This window comes from Butyrivibrio sp. AE3004 (genome assembly GCF_000703165.1).
GTDB lineage: Bacteria > Bacillota > Clostridia > Lachnospirales > Lachnospiraceae > Butyrivibrio.
On the sequence record NZ_JNLQ01000002.1, the window covers coordinates 3,322,879 to 3,338,726 of the forward strand.

Genomic DNA, 15,848 nt, shown 5'->3' on the forward strand with positions numbered 1-15,848 from the left:
ACCAAAAATAAGGGAGGATTCTACAAGATGGCAGATTGGAAAAATCTTGACACATTAAGTTCATTCGATGAGCTTAAAAAGGTAAAACACATTGATCTCGTATCAGCAATGACAGGAGATTCAGGTGCTGAGCGAGTAAAGAAATATTCAGTAAAAATGGCAGCAGGTCTTGATTACAACTATGCAGCTAAAGAGGTTGATGATGATATTCTTGCAGCACTTGATAAGCTTGCCAAGGAAGCACAGCTTTCCGAGAAGTTTGAGGAGCTCTATAATGGAGCAGTAATTAACACAGGTGAGAAGAGAATGGTTCTTCACCAGCTTACAAGAGGTCAGCTTGGCAATGATGTTATGGCTGACGGTGTTAACAAGAGAGAGTTCTATGTGAAAGAGCAGAAGAGAATCGCAGATTTTGCAAACAAGGTTCACTCAGGTGAAATTGCAAATGAGAAGGGCGAAAAATTCACAACTGTAGTCCAGATTGGTATTGGTGGATCCGACCTTGGTCCCAGAGCTATGTATCTTGCTCTTGAGAATTGGGCACACAGAACAGGCAATTTTAAGATGGAAGCTAAGTTCATCAGTAATGTAGACCCTGATGATGCATCAGCAGTTCTTAACAGTGTTGATGTTGCTCATTCTATTTTTATTCTTGTATCAAAATCAGGTACCACACTTGAGACTCTTACAAACCAGAGCTTTGTAATGGATGCTCTTAAGAAGGCAGGACTTGATTCTTCTAAGCACATGATAGCAGTTACTTCAGAGACATCACCTCTTGCTAAATCAGATGATTTCATTGAAGCATTTTATATGGATGATTATATAGGTGGACGTTATTCTTCAACATCAGGAGTTGGCGGAGCGGTTCTTTCACTTGCCTTTGGTCCCGATGTATTTGCACAGTTCCTTGAAGGTGCAGCAGAGGAAGATAAGCTTGCAGCAGAAAAGGATTTGATGAAGAATCCTGCCATGCTTGACGCAATGATTGGTTTCTATGAGAGAAACATACTTGGATATCCTTCCACAGCAGTACTTCCTTACTCACAGGGACTTAGCAGATTCCCTGCACACCTTCAGCAGCTTGATATGGAGTCAAACGGTAAGAGCGTTAACCGTTTCGGAGAACCTATCGATTATGTGACAGGTCCTGTAATATTCGGTGAACCCGGAACAAACGGACAGCACTCCTTCTATCAGCTCCTTCACCAGGGTACAGACGTTATCCCGATGCAGTTCATAGGTTTCAAGAACAGCCAGCTTCAGAATGATGTTGATATTCAGGGAAGTACAAGCCAGCAGAAGCTTTGTGCTAACGTAGCAGCTCAGATTGTTGCATTTGCGTGCGGTAAGAAGGATGAAAATCTCAATAAGAACTTTAAAGGTGGCCGTCCTTCAAGCATCATCATTGGTGATGAGCTTAATCCTAAGTCACTTGGAGCTCTTCTTTCTCACTTCGAGAACAAGGTTATGTTCCAGGGATTTGTATGGAATCTTAACAGCTTTGACCAGGAAGGTGTCCAGCTCGGAAAGGTTCTTGCAAAGAAGGTTCTTGCACACGAGACAGAAGGCGCACTTGCTGTTTATAGTGATCTTCTTAATATATGATAAAAAAATCCTTCCCCCTTTGGGGAAGGATCCGGTTAAACTGACGAATGAGAATTTCATTCGTCAGTTATTTTTTGAAGCTTCTTCGATAATCTTCAATATAGTCTCAGTTGCACCTGACTGATTACTTTCACTCATTTTCTTAATGTATTTTTCGCGGTTTTCATATACATCAAAAATACTTTCTACAAGGATGTCTTCATCAAGCTCTTCGTTATCAATTACAACAGAAAAACCCTGTTGTTCAAATGACTTGGCATTAATAATCTGGTCACCCCTACTGCTCTTTGCTGAAAGAGGGATAAGTACGTTGGGTTTTCTAAGCGCTGCAAGCTCACATATGGCATTTGCTCCGGCTCTGGATACTACTACATCAGCCATAGCAAAAATGTCTTTCATTTCATTTTTAACATATTCAAATTGCTTGTAGCCTTCAACATTGAGTTTTAAATTATCCATCTTTTCCTTGCCACACAGATGAACGATATTAAAGCTTGGAAGGAGTCTCGGAAGAGCATAGCGTATGGTTTCATTAATGCTTTGAGCACCAAGGCTTCCGCCTGTTACCATTATTACAGGTTTATCATCCTTAAAACCGCAGAATTCTTTTCCTGCTTCCTTTGAACCTCTCATAAGCTCTTTTCTGATAGGAGTACCTGTAAGTACAGCCTTGTTGGGAGGAAGAAGCTCCAGGGTTTCCGGGAAGTTACAACAGATGGTTTTTGCGGAAGAAAAACTAAGCTTGTTTGCAAGTCCGGGAGTCATGTCAGACTCATGTAAAACACAGGGAATACCGAGAGTGGCAGCTGCTCTTATAACAGGAACAGAAACAAAACCCCCTTTTGAAAATACAACATCTGGCTTTATTTTTTTTAAAAGCTGTCTTGCTTCAAAGAAACCCTTCATAACACGGAAGGGATCTGAAAAATTTTTGGGATCGAAATATCTTCTAAGCTTACCTGTAGAAATCGAATAATAAGGGATGTGAAAATCGGCTATCAGTTTTTTTTCAATTCCTTCATGTGAGCCAACGTAGCTTATTTCATATCCAATCTCTTTAAGCTCGGGAATTAAGGCCATATTTGGTGTAACATGACCGGCAGTTCCTCCGCCTGTTAAAACTATTTTCTTTGACATTTTTATATCTCCTTATTAGATAAGATTACCACAAATCTTTATATATTGTATTCATAAAATCAGGGAAGCTCATAAAGGATATAGCCTTTATCCATGGCTCTGATTTTTGAGGAATTTACTACATCCATGATATTTTCTTTTAATTCGGGATTCTGTTCCATAGCATTTTCATCCACAAGAAGGAGCTTTGTGGCATCACTTGAAAGCTCAGGAAACATAGTGTCTATCTCATCAACCGAATCAATAAGATAAACTCTCTCATGCGATATAGTAAGGTCCATAGGTGGCTCATAGGTTATCTCATTTGTTAATGAAAAGCAGACATCATTATAGTCTGTATTTCTGTAAAGAAACTCATCTAAAGTATAATCAGCCTCTCCATCTCTTGAAACTATATATTTGGAGGTTGAAGTAGGAATACCTGTTATAAGTACGATTATAAAGAAACTGATAGCAAATGCCGGAATGAGAGGAGAAACTTTTTTGCCAAGGAAATATAATTTTTCGTCTGAATTACCCCCCACATTGAGTGCACGTGAATAACTGACAGCTGCAATCGGAATTGTCATCGCTACACACCATCCTGCCTTCATCATTGAGAATTCATGAACAGCCGAATGGTTTTTAAGCATTATTATCTGAAATGCAACTGCAAAATAAGAAGCTATAATCAAAGCAATATCTGAGTTTGTAAAAAGAGTTTTTACCCGGGAACCCTTTTTTAATGTCAAAAAGGCAATAACAATTGTGATCAGCTGAAAAAGACAAAGATAAAGCATGAAACTTCTCTGTTCCTGGGTAAAAGCGGAAGTAAAATTCTCAACCAGTCTTGATATTATTGCAGAAAGGCTGTCATCTGAGCCTGTTCTGAATTTTAACTTGTATTTAAGAGTTTCAAGCCATCCATCAACAAACTGGAGCTGAATAAAGAAAGTTGCTACAGCAAAACATACAGGAACAGCATAGGATAAACCTGCATTTACAATAGTTTTAAGGTCTCTTTTTTCAAGAATAAGCCCTATAATCCTCATTACAAAAACAAAGAAAGCAAGAATCCAGAAGTAGTAATCTGTTAGGATTCCGGCATAAATTGTAAAAAAATGAAGGATTCTGAATGCCAGAGAAACATATTTATGTTCCTTTATCGCCGGAATAGACATGAGAAGTTCGAGGAATAAAAAGATCATTACATAAAAAATGACGCTCTGATCTGTGAAAAATACATTTGGAAGATACCATGCGTTAACCGGAAGAAGCATCCATAGGACTACCGTAGATACTGAAATTAAAGTGCGCACAAGATAGCTTCCTATCTTGTGCTTCCACAAAAGAACAAATATAAATCCGGAAAAAAGCAGTGATTCAATTGCAAACAAAATCATCTGGAGATGTTTTACAAAGGAAATATTAATCATGCTTTTTCCTGTCAGCTTGGCACAAAGAAAGACAAGTACTATATGTCCGCTTGGATAGCTTATAAAGGGAATCCTGTCATTAAAGCTCTGAAATTCAACTGAAGCGTAGTTTTCACAGGCAGTAAAATGCATAGAGGCCGCACCTTCTTCGAGCCAGATATTTACATATTTTATGGTAGAAGCGGATTGCCAGATGTTATCGCCTCCCATGTTTGCATATCTTATGGGATACTTAAAGTTGAAAATCGCAAGGAAAAGCACCAGTGTGATCAGATTAACAAGAAAAAACCATAACGGAAAATTTAGATCTTTTTTCATTTATATAAAACCTCTGTATATAATATCATTCTGTTCATACTATCATATTTTCTGTTATAATTGAATTCGATTTTAATATATAAAAGGAGCTTGTATATGGAGAATAATACGCAAGTACCTGACTTTTTAAATAAAATAATAAATGACATACCGAAAAAATACAGATATTGCTTTTTTGTCAGTCTGGCAACGGGAATACTGGTTCATTTTTTGATGCTGTCAAACAAGATAACTAACCTTGACGATCTTGTTTGCGTTCCCGGAGTAGGTGGCGGAAAAGTTCTTGGCAGATGGTTTCAGGAGCCTGTACATGATCTTTTCTCTGCCTGGTCTAATCCTGCATTAAACGGGATAATGGCAATAATTATTTTATCTTTAACAGCCTGTGTGATAACTAAAATATTGAAGATTCAGAGTATAACAGGTGCAGTTCTTATTGGAGTAATGATGATCACGCTTCCAAGTACTGCAAGTAATATGTACTATATGTATCTTGCACCTACCTTTGCTCTATCAATTCTCGCCAGCGTAATAAATGTTCATATTACGATAAAATATAAGTTTGGTTTTATACTGGGAGCATTATTACAGTTCCTTAGTATGGCATGTTATCAGGCTTATTTTGGGCTTTCTGTTTCATTGTTTGTCCTTGCATATCTTCTTATGCTGATTGATGGAATGAACAACTTGCTGGTGATAAAAAAAGGAATCAGAAGCCTTTTTGGTCTCATTGTAGCTATGGGAGGATATCTCATAAGTCTTAAATTTGTGGATTTAAGCGACTATAAAGGACTTAGTGATATAGGACACACTGCGCCTGTTGATATTTTGTATGCTGTGGCAAGAGCTTATCACCGGGTTCTTCAGTACTTTGTGACATCACCTGAGAGCTTTATGAAGGGGGCTCCCACATTATTTAACAGAATTCTTGTTGTAATGTTAATAGCTGTCATAATACTGCTTTTTGTATGGAAAAAGGTATACTCGAATCTTCTAAGATGTATACTTTCAGTAATTCTTATTTTGATCTTACCGCTTGCTTTAGGACTTGTTTATGTAATGGCTCCTCAGCTCTCCCATGCTTCAACTGTAATGATATATTCATACAGCGTATTTTATTTTTTCCTGATTGCAGGTATGGAGAGAATAGCGGAGGCTGCAGGTGAGAAAACAAAAAAAGCAGCAGTGTTTTTTGCAGGTTTAATATTTATCGTGCTTATACTGGAGGCATATTCGAGTGCCAGAATGATAAATAATGCATACTATAGGAGCTATATAGCGCAAAACCGTGTCATGGAGTACTACAACAGAATATTTACCAAGCTTGAGGATACTGAAGGCTATCAATATGGCGAACCCATGGTTATTCTTGGAGGCTTTTATCCGGATCCTCTTCCTGTTTCAAGTCATAATATGAATGGAAAAGAGCTGGTTGATTTTGAAGGGGCAACTCTTGAGGATCTTATATTCCTTCCTACCAACAGGGACAGATTTATTCAGATATTCTTAGGTATAGACACAGGAGATGTGACCATGGAGCAAAAAGATAAGCTCATGGAAACAGAAGAGTTTAAAAATATGCCTTCATATCCTGCAAGCGGATGTACTAAAAAGATTGACGGTATATGGGTTATAAAATTAAATGAAGATGACAGATAAAGAAAAGGCCGGGTTTAATACCCGGTCTTTTCCATAAGACTGTCTATTTTATTCCAATATTTATCCGGATCAACGTAAGCTCCCTTTACGTGGTTTGCACCAAGTATGAGGCAGTACTGCTTAGGTGCGGAACATTTTTCATAAAGTCGTGCACACATCTGCGGATCAATCAGGCTATCTTCATCTCCGTGAATAAAAAGAGTAGGTGTTTTTGACTTTGAAACTGCGTTAAGAACATCAACCTTATTAATATCGTAGCCGCATTTTAGAAGTATAAGCAGACGAATTACAAAAATCGCAACTGAAGGTGGTACAAAGCTCTTCATGCCCTTATAAACATCTGTGAATTCCTCCGTAAGTGTTGTATAGCTGCTGTCTGCAACAGCAAAAACAACGTTATCGGGAAGATGCTCTCCGGTAGTCATAAGTGTTATCGCAGCACCCATACTGGTTCCGTGCAGCAGAATACGGGCATCCTTATCCATTCTTAAGATGTAATATATCCATTCCAATATATCGAGACGATCAAAGTAACCATATCCGGTATAATCACCCTCACTTTCACCAAAGCCTCTGTTATCAGGAAGAAGGACGTTTATTCCCATATCATGATAATGCTTTGCATATAATGCCATATACTCACCATCACTGTTTACTCCGTGAATACAAATGGCATATTTATGACTCTCTGTATTTGCCTTAATAAAATGTGCATGAAGTCTTAATCCGTCTATGGAATTAATGTGTAAATCTTCACGCTCCGGCAGTTCTCTAAGCCATTTTACGGATTTTGTATCAATAGGATTGGAATCAATTTCTTCCTGAGTTTTCTTTTTTGGTACAACTGCTAAATCATAGAAGATAGATGCTGCAGCAACGCCTCCTCCCATAAGGGCAGTCAACAAGCCAAATATTACGAAATTTCGCTTTTTACTCATGGGAACCTCCTTGAATATTAGTGTACTAAAATTTTAGCAAATACTACTAAATTGTGCAATTGATGCTAAGTTTAATAGCGCATATTTACGAAATATGGTATTATAATTCTAACTGATATTTTGCAATATTTTTTCTTTAGTGTATATGAGGGGTACATATGTTAGAAAGAAAACTTGCAGAGAAATTCAGGAAGCTTTACACTGAAAACTCTTTAAAGCTTAAAAATTATGAAGATCAGCTTTTTACTCTGCAGGATCCGTTTGATTGGATTCAGCTTCTTTCTGAGCGCTCATATGTTATGCGTGATGTATTCGAAGAGAATGAAGAGCTTATGGCAGAGCTGTGGGAAAATTGTTCTGATGAGATTACCCCTGAAGAAGCAGAGCTTTTATATGATCTTGCCATAGGTTTTTTCTTTGATGGTCATCATGACTTTGTAGTGTTGACCGAATTCTGTGAGCGTATTCTTCCGGTTTTTATAGATATAGATGAACCGGAGTTTCTTGTTGCAATTTATCATGTTTTAGGAAGCGAATATGCCAGATTCTATCATTCCCTGGGAGATGCTAAGGGAATGAATACTGCAATAGAATATTTTCGCAAATCTATTGGAGAGGTAAGTCGATATTCGCAGATATCAAGCCCCGAGATCAGGGAATTTATTTTCCAGGACTATTCATATTTAATAATTTATCTCTCAAATTTTCATACAGAAAAAAATGAGAGTATAAGGCTCTATGACGATGCTTGGACTTTATGGGATAACGAGAATGTTCAGGAGCTGGATAAAGATAATGAAAATATAAAGCGCTACTTATCAATTGCAGAAGATGCTTTTGTGGCCAAGTGCAAAAATATTGAAATACTATCAGAAGAAGACAGAGATAAGTATTTAGAGCTTATCGGAGAGACAAGTAAAAGAGCAGAGAATAACGGAGGAGATATAGAAGGGTCTCCGGCATTTAGAACCTGCATCACTAATAAATGGCTCCGCAAAGAAATTTCATCCGAAGAAATATTTGAAAAAATAGTAAAAAGCATAAATGAGCTTATTCCCACACCGGATTTTACGAAGGATGATCCGGTAAACTATGAGCTTGTAATGAGATATTTTAAGTATGCATGTACTGCGATCATGGTACTTGAAAAAATGCAGCTTAAAGGACGGAAACTTGAAGAATATACAGAAATGTTTATGCCAAAAGCAATGTCCGTTTTATCAAACATTCCGTATAAGTTTTTCACAGGAGAGATGCAGCCTATATGTGAACAGTGGTATCATGCGGTCGAGCCTGTACTTACAAGCGAACTTGATAAGGTTCAGTTTATAATGCAGATGATAGTAAGACGGCAGCCCTTTACATATATACATTCACAGATGGTTGCCAAAATTGCAACTCTTATTGGGCATGAAATAATAAGCAAGGATCCCGAAGCTCTTGTGGGAGTAAGAGGCATATTGTCTGCTGAGGATGTTCAGAAAAATAAAGCTTATCTTTTATCATTTATAACCATTAGTGGATTGGTTCATGATATAGGCAAATGCTATATTCCGGATACCATAAACAGACAAAACAGGAGTCTTAATACCAAGGAATTTGCAACAATAAGAAAGCATACTGAAGTGGGATATAGAGAAGCACAGAAAAATGCGGCAATTGTGCCCTATGGCGATGTTATATTGGGACATCATAAGCATTATGACGGTCTTCACGGATATCCTTTGTCATATGATAATACAAAATCACCTATAAGAATAATAATTGATCTTATTTCAATTGCAGATTCAATAGAAGCAGGTACGGATATACTTACACGAAGTTATACTAAAGGTAAGGACTGCAAAAGGCTTTTAAAGGAATTACAGGCTGAAGCAGGCACCAGATACAATCCAAGAATTGTAAAGGTGATCGAAAGCTCACCAAAGCTGATTGAGGAACTGGAAAATGTGACAGGACAGGGGAGATACGATCTGTATTATAAAGCAATGCAGGAAATTCTTGGCAAGGCTAAAGAAGAGATACCGGATATTAAAATATGATATACTTAAGGAGCATACATGCGTTTTAGAACCAGGCTGATGATAACATCGGCAACAATAGTAATTCTACCTTTTATTCTGGTTGTTGCTTCATTTGTAATCATACAAAACTCAGTTGCTAAGTCCTACACCAGTCTTATAACCTACATGGTTGTAGCTTTTGCACTGATAATGATAGCAACAAGTCTGATATTGACCGCCTGGCTTAGGAAAGGTTTTTTTGAGCCGGTGGATGAGTTAAATGTGGCAATGCAGCATATTAAGGACGGAAATTTTGATTATATGCTGCCAACCGACATAGGTGATAAGGGTGAAATCGGAGAGCTTTACAGAAATTACGAGGATATGAGACTAAGGCTCAAAGAGTCAGCTGACGAGAAAGTTATAAGAGAAGGACAAAACAAGGAGCTTATAAGTAACATTTCTCATGATCTTAAGACACCCATAACCGCTATAAAGGGATACTCACAGGGACTTTTGGAGGGAGTGGCGGATACTCCTGAGAGACAGATGAAATATATTCGTACCATTTATAACAAGGCAAATGATATGAATAATCTCATAAACGAGCTCACCCTGTACTCAAGTATAGATAACAATAGAATTCCTTACAATTTCACCCGAATAGTTGTAGGTGATTATTTCGGAGATTGCATAGAAGAAATTGGAATGGATCTCGACAGTAAGGATATAAAACTGAATTATGCTAATCTCACTGCGCCGGATACACAGATAGTAGCTGATCCGGAGCAGCTAAAGAGAGTAGTTAACAACATAGTAAGTAACAGCGTTAAGTACCTGGGAAGAGACGATGGAACAGGTAATATTGATATCCGAATACTTGATGAAGTTGACTCTGTAAGAGTCGAGATAGAGGATAACGGAAAAGGTATAGGATCACAGGATATACCGAACATTTTTGACAGATTCTACAGAACGGATTCATCCCGAAACAGTAAGCAGGGAGGAAGCGGAATAGGACTTTCAATTGTAAAGAAGATCATAGAGGATCACGGTGGATACATTTGGGCGACCAGCCACGAGGGAGAGGGTACATGCATGCACTTCGTGCTTCGTAAGTACATGGAGTATCATGAAAAGGCTGACGGAGAAGCTGTGGTAGACCATGATTTTGAGAGTGTATAAAACAATAAAAAAGACAGGAGGCCACTGGTATGAGCAGAATACTTATAGTTGAGGATGAAGAAGCGATTGCTGACCTCGAGAAGGACTATTTGGAATTATCTGATTTCGAAGTGAAAATTGAAAACTCAGGTGATGTGGGATTGCAGACTGCACTGAATGAAGAATTTGACCTTGTGATTCTGGATCTTATGTTGCCGGGAATGGATGGATTTGAAGTCTGTAAGAGAATTCGTGAAAAGAAAGATGTTCCGGTTCTTATGGTATCAGCTAAGAAGGATGATATCGATAAGATAAGAGGACTCGGACTTGGTGCGGATGATTATATTACAAAGCCCTTTAGCCCTTCAGAGCTAGTTGCAAGGGTTAAGGCTCACATGGCACGCTATTCGAGACTCGTTGGCAGCGGACATGAATCAAATGATGTTGTGGAGATAAGAGGACTTAGAATAGACAAGACTGCCAGAAGAGTGTATGTTGACGGAGGTGAGAAGAGCTTTACGACTAAAGAATTTGATCTTCTTACTTTCCTTGCTGAAAACCCAAACCATGTATTTACGAAGGAAGAGCTTTTCAGAAAAATCTGGAATATGGACTCTATAGGTGATATAGCTACCGTAACGGTTCATATAAAAAAGATAAGAGAAAAGATAGAATTTGATACTTCAAATCCTCAGTATATTGAAACTATCTGGGGTGTAGGTTATCGCTTTAAGGTATAAAAATATGACGCCGGCAGATTATTTCTGCCGGCCTTTTATATTATCGATGAAATTTATTAAAGATATTTCCGGATGGTGTGATTTCAAATTCCATCAGTTTCCCTGTGGAAGGATGCTTAAATGATAGCTTATATGCACATAGAGCTACGTTCTTAACAGAAAGCTTTTTTGATACTTCATCACTAATGGCTGAAGAATATCTTCGATCGCCAAGTAGCGGATGACCTATATTTGAAAACTGAGCACGTATCTGATGATATCTTCCGGTTTCTAAATGAATCTTTACCAGTGTGATAAATTCATCTGAAGAAGATTCTGAAATGACTGTTTCCAGGATAGCTTTATATTTTAAGAGACATTCTTTTGGATGCTCTTTCTCACCGCTTTTGGAAAGAGTCTTTTCATTATCTGTAATTACAGCCATTTTGGTTTTTGTATCTTTATAGATATAATTTCTGAGCTCACCTTCATTTTCACCTTCAGCAAATTTACCATAAACAACTGCCAGATATGTTTTGTTCATATCACCACTTGACTGAACCTGTGAACTTAAAGAAGCGGCGGCCTTTTTGTTTCTGGCAAATACAATAATACCTTCTACGGGCTGATCCAATCTGTGTATTACATGAAGAGCAGTGCTTTTATTTTTTATTTCACTACTTCTAAGAATCTGTGATCTTAAAGCAGTTTCCATATCAGGAATAGTGACACCACTGCTTTGAACAGCAATTCCAGCAGGTTTATAACAAACGAGTACATCACTGTCTTCATAAAGAATTTTTATCTTTTCCATAAATCCTCATCTATAAATGTTGGTTTTAGCTGATGAATATCAGTCTGTCGACGGTACCTTTTCTCAATAATGATGTGTAAATTAAAAGCATATTTTAAATTATAAAATTATTTATATTAAAATCAATCGTAAGTGTATTATAATATTTTTTGTGTGGTGTTATTGGTATTTTATAAATACAATAACTAAATTTTTTAAGTGGGGGAAAACAAAATGATGAAAATTTTTAAACAGATTGCAGCAATGATGCTGGCAATTACGCTTGCGGCTACTTTTATACCTGTAAATGTGCAGGCAGCAGGTGCTAAGGTTACCATAGCATCATCAGGAAAAGTCGGAACGGCCATGTATAAAGGAGCAAAGGCCAGGACGGCAAGTTTCAAAATGACATCAACTCTTTCTGAGAGTGGTTTGAAGCTTACGGATGGTATATATGATGTTTATGAAGTTAACATTTCTCTTAATAAGGCAAAGCTTTCGAAAAATGATATTAAGAAAACAGTCCTGGAATCTGAGAAAAAAGGCGGTCATATAAGTGACTATACTTCGATATGTGTAGACGCTGAAGGTAACAGCCTTTCAGACATTATAATTTCCGGAGGACTCAACAAAGAGAAATCCTCAAACGCCAAAAATCTTACAGCAAAGATAGGACGTAATACATACTACATCTACGGATGGAGAAAAAACGTTGTTTACAGTTATAAGGTATATGTTCCTCAGGGAATGACAGGAATACATTTGGGATTTGCCGGACTGAGAAATGGGCAGCTTAAAGGCAGCACAGAAAAGAAATATGAATCACATAAAATCAATTATTACAGTGCAGGATTTGGTAAGAATAAGAATGGCTTTGCTATAGCAGGTGCTGTAAACTGATCTCAAAAATATAATTTCGAACGGAAGATGAGCAATAATCATCTTCCGTTTTTTAGTTATTGTTGTTCATATATAACTTAATTTGTGTTACAATAAAGATTGTATTCAATATTTATTTGCTGTATCTCTGTTAAATCGATTATCTGAGATAAGTTCTATAAATCCAACACAGAATTAAATAAAAAATGGAGGAAATATGAATATTAAATCTTTATTTGCTCCTGTGGATATGACCGAAGGCAGTCCTGTGAAACAGATTGTTAAATTTACAATCCCTATGCTTCTCGGTAATATTGCGCAGCAGCTTTATAATACTGTTGACAGTATTATTGTTGGCAGATTCGTTGGTGATAATGCTCTTGCAGCTGTAGGAAGTGCGGGCCCACTTCTTAACCTTATGCTGGTGCTTTTCATGGGGGTAGCTGTAGGCGCCTCAATTATGGTTTCCCAGTATTTCGGAGCAAAGAAAAGGAAAGCCTTATCAAAGGCTATAGGAGCAAGTATTACCCTTACGGGAATAGCATCTCTTTTTATTATGATAGTGGGACCTATCATAACAAGGCCGATTTTGGAATTACTTGGAACACCGGAAAGTATTATTGACTGGTGTACAAGCTACCTGTGGATAATATTTATAGGGATAGCAGGAGGCGGATACTATAACATTATGAGTGGTATCCTGAGAGGACTTGGGGATTCTGTTTCAGCTCTTATCTATCTGCTTGTTGCAACTGTAATAAATATGATCCTGGACCTTGTGTTTGTTGCGTATTTTAAGATGGGTGTTGCGGGAGTAGCTCTTGCTACAGTGCTTGCACAGTTTGTTTCCGCATTTCTTTCCGTAAGAAAACTGACACAGATGAGAGATATATTTGACTTAAAGAAAGAGTATTTGTGGCCTGAAAGCCATTATATCAATACACTGATAAAACTTGGATTTCCTTCAGGGGTTACACAGGCTATATTTTCAATGTCAATGATTGTTGTGCAGAACCTGACAAATACTTTTGGAGAGCAGTATATTGCAGCAAATGTAATTGTTATGCGTGTTGATGGATTTGTAATGCTTCCTGCATTTTCATTTGGCAGTGCTATGACTACCTTTGCCGGACAAAATATCGGAGCCGGCAAACTTGAGAGAGTTGCCAAAGGAGCCAAAAGCGGAACACTTGCGGCGATGACAATTTCAGCTGTCCTCTCTGTGATGATACTTATATTTGGAAAATTTATAATGGGTATTTTTACAAGTACCAAGGATTTGATTGATCTTAGCTATAATATGATGTCTATTCTGATTATAGGATACATTGCCATGGAAGTTACCCAGTGCCTGTCAGGTATAATGAGAGGAGCCGGTGATACTATGACACCCATGTGGATTTCAATGTTTTCGTCAATTATTATGCGTGTTCCTATGGCATATATATTTGTTAATATTACAAAAACACCGGAGCTGCCACAGGGAAATTGTTATATGATGCAGATGTCAATGCTAATAACCTGGACAATCGGTGCATTCATCACTTTTATCATGTACAGACTCGGAAGATGGAAAACAAAGGCTCTATCCAACTAAAACAGTGACTACAAAAAAAGACTAATTCGGAAGTATTTCTGAATTAGTCTTTTTATAATATTAAAGTACTGACGGTGCATTAGCCTGATCCGGTACTTCAACTTCTTTAATTGATTCATCTATATCGTGGAAAAAAGATCTTGTTTTTACAATTCCCTGCTTGGCATCTTCAAATTCCCAAATAAACTGTTCGGGAATATTGGCACGTCCGTACATTGATATACGTCCGGCATAAGCGTGAATGACGCTTACATATTTTTTATCAAGCTCGTAATTTCTGTAAATCTCTCTGCGAAGTCGGGGACGTTTAGCAACAAACTTACGGATGTCTATCTTAAGATCCAGGGGAAGATCCTGTTCTCTTTCATGAACTGCCTGTAGATACTTGCTGTAGGTTTCATCATCTACTTTTTCAAAATGATTGGCATATTCGAAGCAACATGCTCCATCCGGAAGATCAAGTCTGTACTTTCCGTCAGGATAGATTTCTTCTATTTTTGCAACAACCTGAGGTACTAAAGGTTTGCCATTATAATCTAATATGATAATTTTGTCTCCTGGTTTGTATTTTGTCATAACGAATTCTCCTCTTTGCCCTTTTTTACCTTTTCTTGCACCAACACTATAGTCCTAAAGAATGCTCAATTCAAGGCTTTTAAACCTTTTTTTACACCTTTTCCCAATTTTTAAGAAAATCTCAAGAATTTGGTCTGTCCGGTGGTAAAGTAATTAAATTATGGACAAACAACTAAAACATTAATGTGTTTGGAAGTAATTCATTATGACATAGGCCTTTGAGATTTATCTTTCAGTTGTAGAATAAGATGAAATCTCCAAAGCTCCTCCGGGGGCGTTTATAACGATGGAAATGCCACTCCCCACTGCAGAATTTATATCTTCAATATCCAGTGGGTATTCCGTGACATTACCAAGTGTATCGGTAACCGAAATGCTCCTTGATGTACTGTCTGAATATATAGGAAGGACAGCCCCTTCCAGGATTTGTCCCGTCGAAAGAATCTTATTTTCTCCAAGGAAATTTTTCGATTCCGTGGATTTGGAAACATCCTTTAAAATTATAGAAGAGAGTTCAGATCCGGATTTATTTTCAATTCTGCATAATACTTCAATATGCTTAACCTCTTCTTTTGCAGCTTTCTCTTCTGTCTTAAGCTCATCGTTCATACGGTCAAATGTCTGTTTATATGCGTCTCTTAGAGTTTCCATTTGTAAAATCATATCATCCGTCTGATTGTTCTTTAATTTAGAAATATCCTGATCTTTTATCTCATTATATTTTTCAGAAAGCTCGGAGAGTTCTTCCTTAAAGTCTTCAGTAGTCAGCTTTGAGTAAAGGTCTTCTGCATAGTCTTTCTGAGTTGTAAGATCATTAAGCGCATTTTTCAGTTTGCTATGATTTTCATCTGAGAGTCCACAAGCAGACAGAAATATAGAGAATAAAAATATCATTATATATAAATGAAATCTGTTTTTCATAAGGAAACTTCCTTTTCTTTTGAAAGTATTATTAAAATTGCAAAGACAAATTTATATGTATGCTAACATAGGTGGATATTTCGGACAATATTTCATCACATTTTCGACTATAATAAATTAT

The 15,848-nt window shown here is 37.3% G+C and carries 13 protein-coding genes; 7 read left to right on the forward strand and 6 right to left on the reverse strand.

Translation table 11 applies throughout. The annotated features are described in order from the left end of the window. Positions 1–27 precede the first annotated feature (27 nt). Complete coding sequence (locus BV60_RS0117270) at positions 28–1,608, forward strand: glucose-6-phosphate isomerase (protein ID WP_029323738.1); 1,581 nt, start codon at positions 28–30, stop codon at positions 1,606–1,608. A gap of 63 nt (positions 1,609–1,671) precedes the next feature. On the opposite strand, the gene BV60_RS0117275 is transcribed toward BV60_RS0117270, so the two are convergent. Then, positions 1,672–2,745: an undecaprenyldiphospho-muramoylpentapeptide beta-N-acetylglucosaminyltransferase gene (locus BV60_RS0117275; RefSeq protein ID WP_029323740.1), complete on the reverse strand. Its 1,074-nt coding sequence runs from the start codon at positions 2,743–2,745 to the stop codon at positions 1,672–1,674. A 59-nt stretch (positions 2,746–2,804) separates the two neighbouring features. Continuing rightward, on the reverse strand, positions 2,805–4,478 hold the full coding sequence (locus BV60_RS0117280; RefSeq protein ID WP_029323742.1) for a hypothetical protein: 1,674 nt from the start codon (positions 4,476–4,478) through the stop codon (positions 2,805–2,807). Between the two features lie 96 nt (positions 4,479–4,574). Here BV60_RS0117280 and BV60_RS0117285 point away from each other — a divergent pair, with 96 nt between their 5' ends. Further along, on the forward strand, positions 4,575–6,137 hold the full coding sequence (locus BV60_RS0117285; protein ID WP_029323744.1) for a glucosyltransferase domain-containing protein: 1,563 nt from the start codon (positions 4,575–4,577) through the stop codon (positions 6,135–6,137). A 14-nt stretch (positions 6,138–6,151) separates the two neighbouring features. Here BV60_RS0117285 and BV60_RS0117290 read toward each other — a convergent pair whose 3' ends face one another. Beyond that, complete coding sequence (locus BV60_RS0117290; RefSeq protein ID WP_029323746.1) at positions 6,152–7,075, reverse strand: alpha/beta hydrolase; 924 nt, start codon at positions 7,073–7,075, stop codon at positions 6,152–6,154. Between the two features lie 158 nt (positions 7,076–7,233). Between BV60_RS0117290 and BV60_RS0117295 the strand changes: the two genes are divergently transcribed. From BV60_RS0117295 to BV60_RS0117305, 3 genes are read left to right on the forward strand one after another with little or no spacing between them, the layout of a single operon-like run. After that, a complete protein-coding gene (locus BV60_RS0117295) occupies positions 7,234–9,117 on the forward strand; it encodes an HD-GYP domain-containing protein (protein WP_029323748.1) in 1,884 nt (627 codons plus the stop codon). Positions 9,118–9,135: 18 nt separating this feature from the next. Beyond that, positions 9,136–10,263: a sensor histidine kinase gene (locus BV60_RS0117300; protein WP_051656826.1), complete on the forward strand. Its 1,128-nt coding sequence runs from the start codon at positions 9,136–9,138 to the stop codon at positions 10,261–10,263. 29 nt (positions 10,264–10,292) lie between these two features. Then, positions 10,293–10,982, forward strand: a complete 690-nt coding sequence (locus tag BV60_RS0117305; protein ID WP_029323751.1) for a response regulator transcription factor — start codon at positions 10,293–10,295, stop codon at positions 10,980–10,982. Between the two features lie 40 nt (positions 10,983–11,022). Here the strand turns inward: BV60_RS0117305 and BV60_RS0117310 are convergent, their stop codons facing one another. Further along, positions 11,023–11,775: an RluA family pseudouridine synthase gene (locus tag BV60_RS0117310; RefSeq protein ID WP_029323753.1), complete on the reverse strand. Its 753-nt coding sequence runs from the start codon at positions 11,773–11,775 to the stop codon at positions 11,023–11,025. 213 nt (positions 11,776–11,988) lie between these two features. On the opposite strand from BV60_RS0117310, the gene BV60_RS0117315 reads away from it, so the two are divergent. Both BV60_RS0117315 and BV60_RS0117320 read left to right on the forward strand, forming a co-directional pair. Continuing rightward, positions 11,989–12,654, forward strand: a complete 666-nt coding sequence (locus tag BV60_RS0117315; RefSeq protein WP_029323755.1) for a hypothetical protein — start codon at positions 11,989–11,991, stop codon at positions 12,652–12,654. Between the two features lie 196 nt (positions 12,655–12,850). Next, a complete protein-coding gene (locus BV60_RS0117320; protein WP_029323757.1) occupies positions 12,851–14,230 on the forward strand; it encodes an MATE family efflux transporter in 1,380 nt (459 codons plus the stop codon). A 60-nt stretch (positions 14,231–14,290) separates the two neighbouring features. Here BV60_RS0117320 and BV60_RS0117325 read toward each other — a convergent pair whose 3' ends face one another. Together BV60_RS0117325 and BV60_RS0117330 are read right to left on the reverse strand one after the other, a co-directional pair. Next, complete coding sequence (locus tag BV60_RS0117325) at positions 14,291–14,806, reverse strand: hypothetical protein (RefSeq protein ID WP_029323758.1); 516 nt, start codon at positions 14,804–14,806, stop codon at positions 14,291–14,293. A 225-nt stretch (positions 14,807–15,031) separates the two neighbouring features. Continuing rightward, positions 15,032–15,727 (reverse strand): hypothetical protein, encoded by a 696-nt coding sequence (locus BV60_RS0117330; protein ID WP_029323760.1) that lies wholly within the window; start codon positions 15,725–15,727, stop codon positions 15,032–15,034. Between the last annotated feature and the right edge of the window lie 121 nt (positions 15,728–15,848).